The organism is Pseudomonas sp. LBUM1648, assembly GCF_059716145.1.
The window spans coordinates 2933959-2949177 of record NZ_CP166808.1 but is presented as its reverse complement, the minus strand read 5'-3'; the positions used below and the strand labels follow the sequence as shown (position 1 = coordinate 2949177).

At 59.2% G+C, this 15219-nt stretch carries 15 protein-coding genes and 1 tRNA gene; 5 read left to right on the top strand and 11 right to left on the bottom strand.

All coding sequences use genetic code 11. From position 1 onward, the window contains the following. Positions 1-33 precede the first annotated feature (33 nt). From ACA043_RS13540 to ACA043_RS13500, 9 genes are all read right to left on the bottom strand, one after another. Positions 34-738 carry an energy transducer TonB family protein gene (locus ACA043_RS13540; protein ID WP_497659445.1) on the bottom strand — a complete coding sequence of 235 codons (705 nt, stop codon included), beginning with the start codon at positions 736-738 and terminating at the stop codon, positions 34-36. A 3-nt stretch (positions 739-741) separates the two neighbouring features. Beyond that, entirely contained in the window at positions 742-1167 is a 426-nt protein-coding gene (locus ACA043_RS13535) for an ExbD/TolR family protein (protein WP_186551381.1), read from the bottom strand. 11 nt (positions 1168-1178) lie between these two features. Further along, the gene (locus tag ACA043_RS13530) at positions 1179-2978 is read right to left on the bottom strand and encodes a DUF2341 domain-containing protein (RefSeq protein WP_497659444.1); all 1800 of its coding nucleotides are present in this window, start codon (positions 2976-2978) and stop codon (positions 1179-1181) included. 12 nt (positions 2979-2990) lie between these two features. Further along, positions 2991-4589, bottom strand: coding sequence for a ShlB/FhaC/HecB family hemolysin secretion/activation protein (locus ACA043_RS13525; RefSeq protein ID WP_489879789.1), 1599 nt, complete (start codon positions 4587-4589; stop codon positions 2991-2993). A 57-nt stretch (positions 4590-4646) separates the two neighbouring features. Then, positions 4647-5258, bottom strand: coding sequence for a transposase (locus tag ACA043_RS13520; RefSeq protein WP_187680425.1), 612 nt, complete (start codon positions 5256-5258; stop codon positions 4647-4649). A gap of 288 nt (positions 5259-5546) precedes the next feature. After that, positions 5547-5966: a hypothetical protein gene (locus ACA043_RS13515; protein ID WP_489879788.1), complete on the bottom strand. Its 420-nt coding sequence runs from the start codon at positions 5964-5966 to the stop codon at positions 5547-5549. 196 nt (positions 5967-6162) lie between these two features. Next, positions 6163-7371, bottom strand: coding sequence for a DSD1 family PLP-dependent enzyme (locus ACA043_RS13510; protein WP_497659644.1), 1209 nt, complete (start codon positions 7369-7371; stop codon positions 6163-6165). 74 nt (positions 7372-7445) lie between these two features. Further along, entirely contained in the window at positions 7446-8774 is a 1329-nt protein-coding gene (locus tag ACA043_RS13505) for a D-arabinono-1,4-lactone oxidase (RefSeq protein WP_497659643.1), read from the bottom strand. Positions 8775-8849: 75 nt separating this feature from the next. After that, positions 8850-9203, bottom strand: coding sequence for a c-type cytochrome (locus tag ACA043_RS13500; RefSeq protein WP_497659443.1), 354 nt, complete (start codon positions 9201-9203; stop codon positions 8850-8852). A gap of 321 nt (positions 9204-9524) precedes the next feature. Here ACA043_RS13500 and ACA043_RS13495 point away from each other — a divergent pair, with 321 nt between their 5' ends. After that, a complete protein-coding gene (locus ACA043_RS13495; protein ID WP_489879786.1) occupies positions 9525-11150 on the top strand; it encodes an NADP-dependent glyceraldehyde-3-phosphate dehydrogenase in 1626 nt (541 codons plus the stop codon). Between the two features lie 46 nt (positions 11151-11196). After that, positions 11197-12237 carry an FUSC family protein gene (locus tag ACA043_RS13490; protein WP_497659442.1) on the top strand — a complete coding sequence of 347 codons (1041 nt, stop codon included), beginning with the start codon at positions 11197-11199 and terminating at the stop codon, positions 12235-12237. Positions 12238-12240: 3 nt separating this feature from the next. On the opposite strand, the gene ACA043_RS13485 is transcribed toward ACA043_RS13490, so the two are convergent. Beyond that, positions 12241-13134 (bottom strand): DMT family transporter, encoded by an 894-nt coding sequence (locus tag ACA043_RS13485; RefSeq protein WP_497659441.1) that lies wholly within the window; start codon positions 13132-13134, stop codon positions 12241-12243. A gap of 138 nt (positions 13135-13272) precedes the next feature. On the opposite strand from ACA043_RS13485, the gene ACA043_RS13480 reads away from it, so the two are divergent. Next, positions 13273-13710 carry an Lrp/AsnC family transcriptional regulator gene (locus ACA043_RS13480; RefSeq protein ID WP_187680420.1) on the top strand — a complete coding sequence of 146 codons (438 nt, stop codon included), beginning with the start codon at positions 13273-13275 and terminating at the stop codon, positions 13708-13710. Between the two features lie 57 nt (positions 13711-13767). Continuing rightward, the gene (locus ACA043_RS13475) at positions 13768-14094 is read left to right on the top strand and encodes a YceK/YidQ family lipoprotein (protein ID WP_187680419.1); all 327 of its coding nucleotides are present in this window, start codon (positions 13768-13770) and stop codon (positions 14092-14094) included. A 65-nt stretch (positions 14095-14159) separates the two neighbouring features. Here the strand turns inward: ACA043_RS13475 and ACA043_RS13470 are convergent, their stop codons facing one another. Next, positions 14160-14831, bottom strand: coding sequence for a Bax inhibitor-1/YccA family protein (locus ACA043_RS13470; protein WP_187680418.1), 672 nt, complete (start codon positions 14829-14831; stop codon positions 14160-14162). A gap of 122 nt (positions 14832-14953) precedes the next feature. On the opposite strand from ACA043_RS13470, the gene ACA043_RS13465 reads away from it, so the two are divergent. After that, a tRNA-Ser gene (locus ACA043_RS13465) sits at positions 14954-15041 on the top strand. The last annotated feature ends 178 nt before the right edge of the window (positions 15042-15219 follow it).

Here is a 15219-nt window from a genome sequence, read left to right as displayed (position 1 = left end):
ACAACTCCTTTTGGCAAAACTTTAAGAATTCGGTTAACCCGGACGCCGCCCTTGCAGGGACAGGCGCACAGGCAAAGTCATGGAGGCCGGTGGCCGTTCGCTTAAGTGCGGCGCATTGCGCAGCGCCGCCAAAACCTGGGTATCAATCTCGGGATTGCCGCTGGACTTGATCAGCTCGACCCGGGTGATCTCGCCAACGCTGCTCAGCCACACATCGGCCTGCAAGGTGAAGGCGAGGTTGCGCAGCTCCGGGTTCTCGCGCAGCAGCTTCTGAAAGGTGAACGCGAGGAACTGGCTGTAAGTGCCGTTACCCAAGCGACCGCCTCCAGCGCCGGCCATGCCGCCGCCCTTGCCCGCACCGATGTTGAAGGCGTCGTTGCCCGACTGTGCATCGCCGTCCATTTGCATCGGGTTGGCCAGATCGTCCGCTGGCGATGGCGGCGCCTCTTCTTCAGGCTTGACCTCCTGCGGCTCGGGCGTTGGTTCCGGTTCGACGATTTTTTCTTCCACCGGGGTTTCCGGCTCCGGCGGTTTCTCGGGTGGCGGCGGTGGCGGTGGCGGCAACGGAATGATCGTCGGCACCTTCGGCGCTTCGCGGCGGATGCCACTCATGTCGTTGGCCCACTGCCACAGGAACCATGCGGCGAGCGCGCCAACCAATAGCCCGGCGCCCCACTTCACAAAGCGCATCGGCGACTTTTTCACCGGCAGCGGCTCGATCGGGAGTTGTGCGGTCATGACTCAGCCCTGACTCGGTTTGCCGGTCACAAGACCGACCTGGGACAGTTCGAGCCGGCGCAGCAGATCCAGCACTTCGATGACTTTCTGGTACTGCACCGTCGCATCACCGCGCACGATCACCGGGAAGTCCGGGCTCTGTGCTTTCTCGATGCGCAGGCGCTCTTCCAGCTCGGCCAGCGTCACCGGGTAGGCATCGAGGAACACCTGGCCGCCGTCGTTGACCGAAATCGCCTTGGTCTTGGCTTCCGACAGCGACACCGATGCACTGGCTTTGGGCAGATTGATCTGGATGCCGGAAACCTGCGCGGTGGCGGTGAGGATGAACATCACCAGCACCACCATCAGCACGTCGACCAGCGGGGTGATGTTGATGCTGTCCACCGCGGCATCTTCTTCATCGTCGTGGGAGGCATTTACGGACGCCATGTCAGTGCTCCTCAGGCCGGTACGGAATGGTTGGCGTGATGGCCGCGCGAGTGCGATGCCTCACTGAACTGGCTCTCGCCGTGCATCTCCGCCAGACGGGTGATGAACTCGTCGACGAACACGCGCATGTCGGCGCTGACTTCCTTGTTACGCGTGATCAGGCGGTTGTAGCCAAACAGCGCCGGGATCGCGACGAACAGGCCCATGGCAGTGGCGAGCAGCGCGGCGGCCATGCCGGGAGCGATCGCATTGATGTTGACGTCGCCGGCCATCGCCGTGCCGAGGAACACCACCATGATCCCCAGCACGGTGCCGAGCAGACCGATGTAAGGGCCGCCGGCGATGGCGTTGGACAGGGTCGAAAGCTTCGAGCTGAGGGCCTGGTTTTCCCGGGTGCGCACGCCGTCCATCGAGCAACGGATCGCTTCGATGGTCGCCGCTGAAACCGAGGAGGTGTCGGCACCCTGCTCGCGGCGGGTGCGGATTTCTTTCACCGCCACCAGATACAGGCGCCACAGCGATGAATGCTGCAAACGCTGAGCGAGCTGCGTGTCATCGGCAAACATTTCCAGGCGTGTACCGACCTTGGCGAACTGCTCGCGGAAGGCTTCGTTGGCCTTGCTGACGCGGCCGAGGGTACGGTTCTTGCGCAGCATGATGATCCACGACTGGAACATCATCAGCACCAGCACCGCGATGATCACCCAAGCGTCGACTGGCACCGCGTTGAGCAGGAAACCGAGGCTGCCGAAACCGTAACCGGACTGTTCTTCATCAACGCCGTAGGCCACCAGTTTCGACTCGGCGCCTTGCGAGGTGGCGTCGGCCAGAATCAGCGGCGCAGCACGCGCGACTTTCGACAGGCGCAGTTCGTCGACAGCGCCCACGAATGGCTGCAAGGCGCTCGCGGAAAGGTCCGCGCCGATGGCCATGACCGAGTTGAACGCCGGCATCGCTACCGCCAGTGTCGTACCTTCGCGACCATTGATGTACAGCGTGACTTTCGAGCCTTCGGCGGTCAGCGCGACGTGTTGCCATTGACCCGGATTCAGCGGCTGCGTGGCGATTGCGCGTTGACCATCGATTTCCACGAACGGCACACCCTGATTCACACCGACCAACAGACTGTTGGCACCTTCACGGCGGGCCAGAATCAGTTGCTCGCCATTAGCCTGATCCAGACGCAGCCAGGCACTGAAGGTGAATGCGCTGCCGGCGTTGTGTTGCAACGAGGGGCTGGCCGGCAGTAGCAATGGCTGACCGCTGAACTGCAAGGCACGCCCCACTACGCCGTCAATCGCCGCGCCGGTCGCGCTTTGCGCGGTGTTGCCGTACGCGGTGGTGTCTTTGGCCGGCGTGCCGGTGGCGCCGTCGAAGTGATACAGCGCGTTGTAATTCGGGTCGAAGGTCAGTTGACCGTTGCCGGTGGCCGGGGCTTTTTGGTTGCCGTAATACATCCAGATGTCCTGACGCTGACCGCCCTCGACATTCGGCACATCAACCCAGATCAGCGCCATGCCCATCAGCGCATCGAAGCTTTCGATTTGGTGATTGAGCACGGTCTTGTCATCGGCGCCGACAAAGCGTAGATCCGAGCCGTCTTCTTTAACGCCATCGAAGGTGAAATTGCCGGTGTGCAGGCGCACCAGCAGCGCAGTGCGGCCCAATGCCTGATTGATCGCCGCGCCCTGCGGCGTGGTGTCGACGGTGATCTGTTTACGGTAGTGCCAGTCGTCCTGCCACCAGGCCTGAGCCGTGGCCGGGAGCACGAAGCCCAGGCAGATCAACAACGAAAGGAAGAGGCGCTGCATGTACGTGCTCCTTTAGAAAGTGGCTTGAAGGTTGAAGTGCAGGCGCGATTCCTGTTTCGAGGTGTTCGGCCCTTCGAGTAGCGGATAGCCCCAGTCGAGGCTGCCGGACAGCCATTTGCTCAGGCTGGCGCGGGTGCCGAGGCCGACGCTGGCCAGGGCGTAATTGGCGTCCTGATCCGGCAGTTCGTCGCGCAGGTACAGTTGCGCGCCTTCGGCGAAGGCGTAGAAGCGCCAATCCTGCATCCAGGTGCCGGTGTACTTGGCGAGCGACGGCGTGCGCAGTTCCTGGCTCAGCAGGTAACCGTCATCAGCCGTGCGTTCGGCGGCCAGATAGCCGCGCACCGACGTCGCACCGCCGGCGGAGAATTGCTCGTTGGAAACCAGCGGCCCTGAAGCCAACTGGAACGCCGCTTTGCTCGCGCTCTGCCAGTCGTTGGCGAAGGTCCAGGTGAAACTGGTGTCGCCCTTGAGCACGGCGAAACTCGGGTTGGCGCGGTAGCGTTTGTAGTCGAAGTCTTCGTCGGAGCTGCCATAACCGAAGAGGCTGCGGGTGGCCGCGACCAGGCTCAGGCCGAGGCCGAGCTGGCTCTTTTCGGTGTAGCGATAGCCGTTGTAGGCGAAGGTGAACGGCGCGTATTGCAGCGGCACCTTGTCGCTTTCGCCGGACAGGGTCAGGCGTTCATCGAAGTCCTTGAAGTCGATGCCCGCTGACAGCGAATTCGACCAACTGCCGCTGGACGGCAGTGTGTAGATCGCCGACACGCCATACGAATGCCCCTTGCCCAGCACGTTGCTGCCGCCGATGGTGGCGACGTTGCTGTCGGACTGATAACCGGAGAACTGCACGCTCCAGCGATCAGTCAGCGGCGCGGTATACGAGCCGGACCAGACCTTGGCGTTGTCGGTGTCCTGCGGCGCAGTGAAGTAGGTCAGCGAGATGCTGTGGCCGAGTTGCCAGAGGTTGTTGTAGCCGAGGCTGGTGACGGCCCGCAGTTTTTCGGTGTCGGCGCTGTAATCGTTGTTGAGGCCGACGCTGGCCGTCCAAGGGTTCTGGTCTTCGACCTGCAAGTCGACGTCCATGGTGCCGGGGCGCTGACCTTCGCGAACCAGTGGCATGACCTGGCGGCCCGGGGTTTTGTTGAGTTGCGCCAGTTCACCCTGAACCTTGGCGAAGTCCGGGACCTCGCCCTCCTTGAGCGCCGGGACTTCGTCGCGGATGTCCAGTGGCGAATAGTGCTTGGCGCCCACCACGCGCACGCGGCCGACCTTGGTTTCGCTGACTTGCAGATAGACGATACCGTCCGCCACCGCTTGCTCCGGCAACTCGACGAACACCGATTGATAGCCGCGCTCCTGATAGGTCTTCTGCAACGCGTCGCGCGCGCCTTCGATATCGCTCAGGGCTTTTTGCGGGCCGAGAAACGGGTATACCGCCTCTTCGATCGCCCGAGCATCGAGCACGGTGTTACCACGCACGAAGTATTCGTTGACGTCGACCAGACGCTGCGCGGCGGTGGTTTCGGCGGCCTCTTCGGCCAGCGCCGGCTGCACGCCCGCCGTCACCAGCAGCCAGCCCCACAGCGCCAGCCGTGACGTAAAAATCTGTTCCACACTACCCCCTGAATTCGCGATGACCTGTTGGCGCTGTTGCGCGCCTTGTGTGTTGCTTCAGTTGCTGGCTGTCGAAGCGCAGGCGTGTTTACCGAGCCATGTGTGCAATAGCGCGAAGTTCAACGAGAACTCGGGCATTTGCAGCAAGGCACCGCAGAACACTTCGCCGATGATTTTCTGAATGAGTTGCACCGCACGCGGGTTGTTGAGCAGCGTGGCGATGTCGCGACTGAGGGCGTTGAAGCTCCAGACTTTCTGTTGCAGGCCGAGGCCGACGAACCAGCGGAACAGCAGGTTGTAGCTGAGCTGTTCATAGAGCTGCTGCTCGCTAGGCACCGAATACAGCAGTTGCAGGAGCAGAATGTGCATGACCGTTTGCGCGGGGATCAGCCGGCCGGGCTCGGCATTGAGGTCGTGCAGAAGGTCGCGATGGGCGTCGAGCAAATCGTCGATCTGCGGGCGTAGCAAGACCAGCGAATGACCTGGCGGAATGTAGCTGGAGACCTCTTTCAAGGCGCCCTGCCAGTCATCCTGCGAGACGATCCAGACCCACGGCGCGCCGTAGCGATACACCGAAACCGGCTTCTTGCGCGCGGCTTCGACGATCTTCGACAGACGTTGATCGAGTTCCTGCATGCCCACTTTCGAGTAGCGTTCCATAGTCCCCACTGCCTCACTCCCGGCGTCCCGCCTCGGCTTGTGAAAAGCGCCCTGTCGGGCCCCTCAAGCGCGTTACATAGGCATGACCGGACTGGCGATGTGCTACCGAACTTTTGTCATAAAAGCTTCATTAGGGGAGCGTTTTGATAGAGGACTAAGGATGTTGTGTGTAGGGGCTAAAGACTTTCTAAGTTGGTGCCATGGGGAAACTCCGATCGCCGACCCGCATGGCGCCAACTGACAAAAAGAAACCTCGTCCGAATATACAATTGTTAAATTGGTTCCCTTCGCCCCCAGTTAAGGGTTCTTCAGATCAAAAGATCCATTAACTTCTACCTTTGCAGGGCCGGAAGGAACGGGACTGCCAACCAACTCCATCCAAATTTTAATAGTACCTTTGGTTTGCCGAGGTGAGTCCTGATACGAGACCGAGACCGTCCCCTTATAGGCAACATATTCATAGCTGTGATCTTCTGCGAACTGCTTGTACGTCGCAACTTCTAGATCACCGACGTCATATTCTGCGGACAATTTATCGGGAAACACTAAATCAAAGAATTTTTTTGTCGGCATGTTCCCATTAGGATTGTCATAAACTGAGACTTGAAAGCCTTCGCCGACCTCCTTGAAACCAAGGGTGAGAGGATGAATTTTTCCAAATTCTTCCAATTCCACATCGAAAGTACCCTCTGTCTTTGTTGCGATTTCCTCAACCATTTTTTTGCCCCTTCTGAAAGAATGTATCTCTCACTCGAAAGAATGAAAGTTGAATAAAATAGCTCACTAAAAACTTAAAAGGTCAGCTAACGCCGCTATTGATAATCCTGATTTAACAAGTTGTCTACTGTCAAAACTGACAGTAGACAACACAAAAAATTGTTCATAAGCAGGAAAAAGTGCTTAGCCATTTAGCTCAGGAATACACAGGCCAGATATCAACGACCCTGCCGCCGCGCACAGCCAACAAATCACCGAATTGCAGCAGCACCGCTTCGGTCTGGGTCGGGCGCAGGAAGACTTGATCTTCCACGGTCAGACCCACGGCATTCGAGCCATTGACCATCTCCTGATTGGAGCTGCGTCCGTAGACCCCATTACTCTGCAAACCGGGCGGCGATTCGAACTCGGCCATCCAGTTGCCGCCATACACGAAAAAGGTCTGGCGCTGGTTCGTATCCCACCACGAAAACAGCTTCGACTTGTCATCCAGCGCCGGGATGTTCACCGCGCCCGTGCTTTTCAAAACGGGCGTGGCGATGTAGGTGGCGGGCACATGATCGACCAGCGATGGCAAGTCGTAATGCGTCGGCTTGAGCATCGCTGTGCCCACCGACACTTCCGTGCTCAGCCTTTCGTTTTCATGAATGCGATAACTTGGACTGCCGGCGGTGTTCAGGCACAAGCCGTCGTGCCACAACTGCGCAAATTGCTGACGGGTGAAGTCGACGCAGCGCTGATAAATCACCATGACCTTGGCGAACAACTCTTCAGGCGAACCGAGAATCCCCGGCACGCCCATGCCCACGAAAGGGTCGTAGCCCATGAACCCGCCAAACTCCAGATGCTGCGGGTTGGCGCTGATCAGTGTGAGCATCTGCCCTAGCGCTTCAACGTCACTCACGCCGCCACGATGCAGGCCCACATCGAGTTCGATGTTGATGCGCATCCGAGAGCCCAACCCCTTCGCCAGTGCGAGGTATTGCTGCAAACGTTCAGGGCTGTCGAGCAGCCATTGCAGTTGCTTCGCCGGATCAAACGGGCCTTTGTGGGTTTGGTAGAACAGTTCAGCCGAGCGCACCGGCAGCGGCTTGCCGAGCAAGATGTCGGATTGCGGAAACTTCACGGCATCGTGGTTGAGAAACGGCTGATGAAATGACATCAAGTTCTGCGTTCCTGCTTTTTGGGCGATGTAACTGAGCAACCCCGGCGACGGCAGCGACTTTTCCACCAACCTCAGCTGCTTGCCACCGCGTCTCACCGACTGCATCACCACATCAATATTGTGATCGAGGCGATCCAGATCGATCAGCAGCACCGGGCGCATCGGGCCTTTTTCCTTCAGTTCACGGTTCAGTGCCTGGAAGTATTCGCTGTACGGCCCGCCGCGATCCCCCGGTCTCAGCCAGGCACCAACGCCCACCAGTAAAGCGCCGACACCCAGCGTGCCAAGCAGAAAATTACGTCGATTGACCGCCATCAGCTCACCCCCAGAATCGACGAAAGATGCGCATTCAAAAACTTGCCGCTCGGATCAAGCGCCTGGCGCACCTCGACAAACTCGCGCCAGCGTGGATACAGCGGCTGCAACGTTCGCGCATTGAGCGTGTGCAATTTGCCCCAGTGTGGCCGGCCGTTGTACTTCCAGAAGATCGGCTCGATGGCAGCGAATAGGTTGTGATGGTCCATCTGATAGTGCTGATGCACCGAGATCGAACAACTGTCGCGCCCCTCGAACATGCTCAACGGAATGTCGTCAGCCTTGACGTAGCGGTACTCGATGGGAAACCAGGTGCGCAGGTCCTTGTCCTGAATCAACTTGAGGATTTCGCGCAGGCAGGCCGGGCCGTGTTCGGTGGGCACGGAGTATTCCATCTCGTTGAACCGCACCGTGCGCACGTTGGCGTAGATGTCGAACGAGTCGCCCACCCGGTCATCGAAACTCGCCAGATGCCGCAGGCTGTTGAGCATCGTCCGGCGCAGGTCGGGAAAGTCGCTGCCGTACTTGTCGATCTTCTCGATCAGGTTAACGAACTCGTTGCCGCCCTCCTCTTCAGGGCTGATCGGCGGCGTCGCCGGGTCAGTGGTTTCGTTGAGGGCGATGGACAAGGCGTAGTCGGAATGGGTGACGACGAGCATTTCCCAGTGCTGGTTTTCCCGAGTGTTCTTATCGAGGTCTTCGAGCAATTCTTCGGTCTTGGCGATCCATTGGGTTTCACGCAGGCGATAGGCCGGGCGGTTTTGCAGGCGGATTTTCGTTGCCACGCCGAGTGCACCCAGGGAGACGCGAGCGGCGTTGAACACCTCAGGGTGGCGCTGACTGTCGCAGTCGAGCACCTCACCATTGGCAGTGACCATTTGCAGGCCGCAGACATGGGCCGAGTAGGACTGGAAGTTTTTGCCGGTGCCATGGGTCGAGGTGGCAATCGCTCCTGCGAGGGTCTGGTAGTCGATATCGGCCATGTTTTGCAGGGCCTGGCCGATGTCCTTCAGGGGCACACCCATGCGCGACATCGGCGTGCCGGCGGCGAATTCGGCTTGCAGGGTTTTCGGGTCGTGGTCGAGCAAACCGTTGAGGTAGCTCAGCGACAACAATGTGCCGTCGGTGGGCACCAAGGCGCTGAAGGAATGTGCCGAACCGACCGGACGAATTTTGCCTTGGGCCTGACGAATCACCGTCGTCAGCTCATCCAGATTTTTCGGCGCCAACCGTGCTGCCGGCAGGCAACTCTGCGCGCCCGACCAGTTGCGCCAGGGAATCAGCCGTGGCGCGCGCATCAATTGACCCAGGGCCGGGTTGCTCGCCAGCGCACTGTACGCGCCGACGATACTTGCCCGTTGCAATAACTGACGCCGTGTCAGATCCATCGTCATGCGCGCACCTTATTGTGGGAGAGGCTGGTCGGCCATGAAGCCGATCAATTGCAGGAACTGCTCTTGCGAGCACTCGACGCACTGGCCCATCGGCGGCATGCCGTTGTAGCCGTTGATGGTGTGGTCGAGCAGCGTGTCGACACCCTGCTGGATGCGCGGCGCCCAGGCTTTGCGATCGCCAGTGAGCGGTGCGTTGGCCGCCGGATTGGCGTGACAGAGCTGGCAACTGTTGGTGTAGATCTGTGCCAGTGCCGGGTCGGAGGGTGTGGCGCTGCTGGATGTCACTGACGGTTTTGCTTCGTCGCCACAGCCCGCCATCGCAGCGACCAGAGCCAGCAGTAAAGTGAATCGGATTGCCCGCATAACGATCCTCGCGTGGGGTGCGGCTTATTGTTGTGATCACACCTTAAGACAGCGGCACCAGACGACTGAGGGCATTGCGGGACAGTAAGGGGGGCAAACGGGGCCAGCCTTCTCTCCAATGATCGTTCCCACGCTCTGCGTGGGAATGCAGCCCCGGACGCTCTGCGTCCGCTTGGAACGCGGAGCGTCCCTTGAAGCTCTGCTCTGCGCCTTTGCGTGACATTCGGGTGACATTCGCGGGTTTAAATTTCGGCGCATTCAGGCGTATAACCTGTAAAGACTTTTTTGATTGCACGCGGACATCCAACACGGGGTAGCGACATGACCACAGCAAACATCCTTGGCAACCTGTTCCCTTCTGTCAGCGACATCCCGGAAAAATACCGCCCAGGCGCTCAGGTCGAGCAACGCGAATACCTCGTCGACGGCCAGTTGCGCCGCTGGGACGGCCCGCTCGCCACTGTACGCAGCCCGGTTTATCTGCACGGTGAAAATGGCGACGAACAAGTGATTCTCGGCAGCACGCCACTGCTCGATGCCGACACCGCCCTCACCGCCCTCGACGCCGCCGTCCGCGCCTATGACCGTGGCCAGGGTCTGTGGCCGACCATGCGCGTTGCCGAGCGCATCCAGCACGTCGAAGCCTTCCTTGGCCGCATGCGTCAGCAACGCGACGCTGTGGTGAAGCTGCTGATGTGGGAAATCGGCAAAAACCTAAAGGACTCGGAAAAAGAGTTCGACCGCACCTGCGATTACATCGTCGACACCATTAACGCCCTCAAGGAACTCGACCGCCGCTCCAGCCGTTTCGAGCTGGAGCAGGACACGCTCGGCCAAATCCGCCGCGTACCGCTCGGCGTCGCGCTGTGCATGGGGCCTTACAACTATCCGCTGAACGAAACCTTCACCACGCTGATCCCGGCGCTGATCATGGGCAACACCGTGGTGTTCAAACCGGCCAAGCTCGGCGTGCTGCTGATCCGCCCGTTGCTCGAAGCGTTCCGTGACAGCTTCCCGAGCGGCGTCATCAACGTCATCTACGGCAGCGGGCGTGAAACCGTCAGCGCGCTGATGGCCAGCGGCAAGATCGACATTTTCGCGTTCATCGGCACCAACAAGGCCGCCAGCGACCTGAAGAAGCTGCACCCGAAACCGCACCGCTTGCGTGCCGCGCTGGGTCTGGACGCGAAGAACCCCGGCATCGTCCTGCCGGAAGTCGATCTGGACAACGCCGTCAGCGAAGCCGTCACCGGTTCGCTGTCGTTCAACGGCCAGCGCTGCACCGCGCTGAAGATCCTCTTCGTCCATGAAGATATCGTTGACAGCTTCATCGAAAAATTCAACGCCAAACTGGCCACGCTCAAACCGGGCATGCCGTGGGACAGCGGTGTATCGCTGACGCCACTGCCGGAATCGGGCAAGGTCGATTATCTGCACGGTCTGGTGGCGGACGCGCGCAGCAAGGGCGCCGAGGTGGTCAACCCGAATGGCGGTGAATCCCGCGAGTCGTTCTTCTATCCGGCGGTGCTGTACCCGGTGAATCCGCAAATGCGCGTCTATCAGGAAGAACAGTTCGGCCCGGTCGTGCCTATCGTTCCGTACCGTCACCTCGATACCGTGATCGATTACGTGCTGGAATCGGACTTCGGCCAACAGTTGAGCATCTTCGGTACCAACCCGGTGGCGGTCGGCCGACTGGTCGACACCTTCGCCAACCAGGTCGGCCGGATCAATCTCAACGCCCAGTGCCAGCGCGGCCCGGACACGTACCCGTTCAACGGTCGCAAGAACTCCGCCGAAGGCACGCTGTCGGTACACGATGCGTTGCGGGTATTTTCGATCCGCACGCTGGTGGCGACCAAGTTCCAGGACAGCAACAAGGATCTGATCAGCGAGATCATTCGCGGACGCGATTCGAGCTTCCTGACCACCGACTACATCTTCTGACGAGGGCCTTGCACTGAGTACGTTCAGCACCCACAGATTGCCTCCGTTGTTGCGCCGAATCCTGCGTCCGCTGCTGGACCCATACCGGCGCTACCGCCACGCCCGACTGATCCATGCGGTGCGGGTGGCATTGGGGTTGCTGGCGACGATTTTGCTGACCACCGGCATCAATCTACCCCACGGTGAATGGGCGTCGGTGACCATGCTGGTAGTAATCGGCGGTTTGCAGCACCACGGCAACATCGGCAAAAAAGCCGCCGAACGCGCTTCCGGCACCTTGATCGGTGCCGGCGTCGGATTATTGCTGGTGGCGCAGCAGGCCTGGCTCGGCATGCCGTGGCTGACCTACTTCGCCATGGCGGTGGTCTGCGGCTTTTTCTCGTATCACGCGATCGGCAAGGGCGGCTATACCGCGCTGCTCTCGGCGATCACCGTATTCATTGTTGCCGGGCACGGCGACAACCCGATCACCGATGGCTTGTGGCGTGGGGTCGACATCCTGATCGGTATCGCGCTGGCATTGGCTTTTTCCTTCGCCCTGCCGTTGTACGCGGTGTACTCGTGGCGCTACAACCTGGCCGATGCCTTGCGCGACTGCGCCACGGTGTACGGACGGATCATCAGCGGCCAACCGGTCAGCGCTGACGAGCATCTTAAATTGATGAGCCGTTTGGGCGCAGTGATGGTGCAATTGCGTTCGCTGATGCCATCGGTGTCCAAGGAAGTGAAAATCTCCATGACCGAACTCGATGCCATCCAGCGCAACCTGCGCATGTGCATCAGCACCCTGGAGATCCTCGGCAACACCCGCCCCGATGCCAACGACCCAGAGGCCATGGCTCATCTGCAATCGGCGCTAAAAGCTGAACATCGGGTCATTCGCGTGCAATTGATCGGCATGGCCCGCGCCCTGAAATCCGGCGCGGCACAGCGGTTGGATCGGCCAGTGGAGTTGCACGAGACCAGCCTTGACGCACCTGTCTACAGCGCGCTCGATGGCTATCGTTTGTTGACCCGGCAACTGGCCGCGAACATCGGCGAGATGCGCCAGCGCCTGGCGAAAACCGCCCCGCGCTGGAACATCTGAGGCTTACTGCGCGGCCTGCCGCCGCGCCTTGAAGCCCCAGCCCTGTTGCATGCCGGCCGCCGCCAGCAGAATCGCCGCAACGCCAACCCATTGCAGGATTTCCAGGCGATGACCGAAGGCAAACCAGTCGACGAAAATCGCGGCAATCGGGTAGATGAAGGACAGTGCACCGGTCAAAGCCGTCGGCAACTTCTGGATCGCGCCGTAAAGCAGCACGTACATCAGACCGGTGTGAACAATGCCCAATGTAATCAGACTGGCCCACGCACTCGGTGCCTGCGGCATTGCAGAAAAGTGTGCGAACGGTGCGAGCAACAGCACACCGGTGCAGACCTGAATCAGTGCGATCAAGTGCGGTGGCGTGCCGGTCAGACGCTTGATGATCAACGCCGCAATCGCATAGAGAAACGCCGCGCCCAATGCCAGCGCAATTCCCACCAGATAGTCGTTTCCGCCCTCGCCTTGCTGGCCATGGGCGCTGACGATCGCCAGCATCCCCATGAAAGAAATCGCCAGCCAGAACAGCTTCTGCACGGTGATCTTCTCGCCGAGAAACAGCGCCGCCAAACCGACCAGCATGAATGGCTGAACGTTGTATACGGCTGTACCAATGGCAATCGAGGCCCGAGAGTACGAGGCGAACAACAGCACCCAGTTACCGACAATCGCCACGCCGCTGAGCACGGCCAGCAAAAATGTCGTGCGAGTCAGAATGCCCGGGCGCAAAAAGCCGAATGCTGCGCAGATCAATAACAAGGTGCCGGCACCGAACACGCAGCGCCAGAACACCACATCCAGCACCGGCTGCCCGGACACCAGCACAAACCAGCCGATCGTCCCGGATATGAGCATGGCAGCGGTCATTTCAAATGAGCCGCGACGCAGTGTGTTGTCCATCATTATTCTCCTGTGTTTGTGGCAAAAGTATGCCAAGCCGCCACAGGGCCACTCCAGCGCATAAAGCAGGCTAAACTCACTTTCTACCTTTTTTATCGAGGGTAGTTCTCACCAATCGCCTAATGCGGGAGTTTGTTCATGACCGACGATATCGACCAGATCCTCATCAGCGCATTGATGGAGGATTCGCGGCGTTCGCTCAAGGCGCTGGCGCAGATCAGCGGCTTGTCGTCGCCGAGTGTGGCCGAGCGTTTGCGCAGGCTGGAGGAGCGCGGTGTGCTCAAGGGCTACACCGTCGAGATTGATCCCAAGTGCTTCGGCTATCAATTGCAGGCGATCGTCCGGGTAAGACCGCTACCGGGGCAACTGCAGGAAGTCGAGCGTCAGATTCAGTCGATTCCCGAGTTCACCGAGTGCGACAAGGTCACTGGCGAGGACTGCTTTATCGCCCGTCTGCACGTGCGCTCGATGGAACAACTGGACACCCTGCTCGACCGCCTCAATACCTTGGCCGAAACCAATACAGCAATAGTCAAGAAGACCCCGGTCAAACGCCGCTTGCCGCCGATGGCTTAGGTGCTTTTTCTGCAAATTCGGCTTAGATTGACGTTTTTCCAGCGAAGGATTCGCGGTATGAAGATTCAGGCAGTAATTCTGGCGGCGTTGATGCTCGTTGGTTGCGGGACTGTGCAGACAGTCGTTCGCAGCGATCAGGACGCCGCGGCCTATCTGAAAGAGAAAAAATCCCACTGCGGCGCTGTTCCGCGAATCTACAGCGGCGTGACCTATGACTTCTGTTTGCTCCACGCAGAGCGTCCGGATGATGTCGATGCGTTCAATTACAACAACGCGACACCCGGCGTACTGGTAGATGCTGCATTTTCAGGGGTGCTCGATACGTTGCTGTTGCCTTATACAATCTACAAGCAACAGGCCGATGGCAGTATCGTCATCAATTGATAGCCTTTTCTGCAGACAACAAAAAACCCGCCTAGGCGGGTTTTTTGTTATTTCATCGACTGAAATCAGTCGTCGCGGCTCATGATGCCGAAGATCTGCAACAAGCTGACGAACAGGTTGTAGATCGATACATACAGGCTGATGGTCGCCATGATGTAGTTACGCTCACCGCCGTGGATGATGGCGCTGGTCTGGAACAGGATGCAGACGGACGAGAACAGCACGAAACCTGCGCTGATCGCCAGTTGCAGACCGCTGACCTGGAAGAAGAAGCTCGCCAGCGTTGCACCCAGCAGGACGAAGAAACCGGCGGTGATGAAACCACCGAGGAAGCTCATGTCCTTGCGGGTAATCAGCACGTAGGCCGACAGACCACCAAACACCAGTGCAGTCATCGCGAACGCCGAGCTAACCACTTCAGCGCCGCCCTGCATGCCCAGGTAACGGTTGAGTATCGGGCCGAGCAGGAAACCCATGAAACCGGTCAGGGCAAACGCCGACACCAGGCCCCACGCGGAATCACGGAGTTTGTTGGTGAGGAAGAACAGCCCGTAGAAGCCGATCAGCACCACGAAAATGTTCGGGTAGCCAACACGCATCTGCTGGGCAACGAACGCCATCACGCCGCTGAATGCGAGGGTGAGAGCGAGTAGACCATATGTGTTGCGCAGGACGCGGCTAACCTCTAGCTGCTCAGCCTGCACGCCGTTATTAACTGCGTAATCCTGTTCGCGCATGGCGACACTCCTGTTGGTTTGAAACGTTCAGTCGCAAAGATCATAACAGACGCTCTGTAACAAGCCATGCAGAGAGTTTGACAGTGTGTTTCATTCAGGTATTATGGCGCCCGCAACGCAACGGAGGTGTGGCCGAGTGGTTTAAGGCAACGGTCTTGAAAACCGTCGACTGTAACAGGTCCATGAGTTCGAATCCCATCGCCTCCGCCATCTTATGTACGACAAAGCCCTGATTATTCAGGGCTTTGTCGTTTCTGGCATTCAGAAAATTGGCTCCTCTCTCTACGGATCGGTTCCGCATCTTTTCGGCCATTTTCGCAACCCTGCCCTTCGACACTGGTGCGTACCCCTAAATTTAGTTGATTCGACCTCGAAGCTCATGGGGATG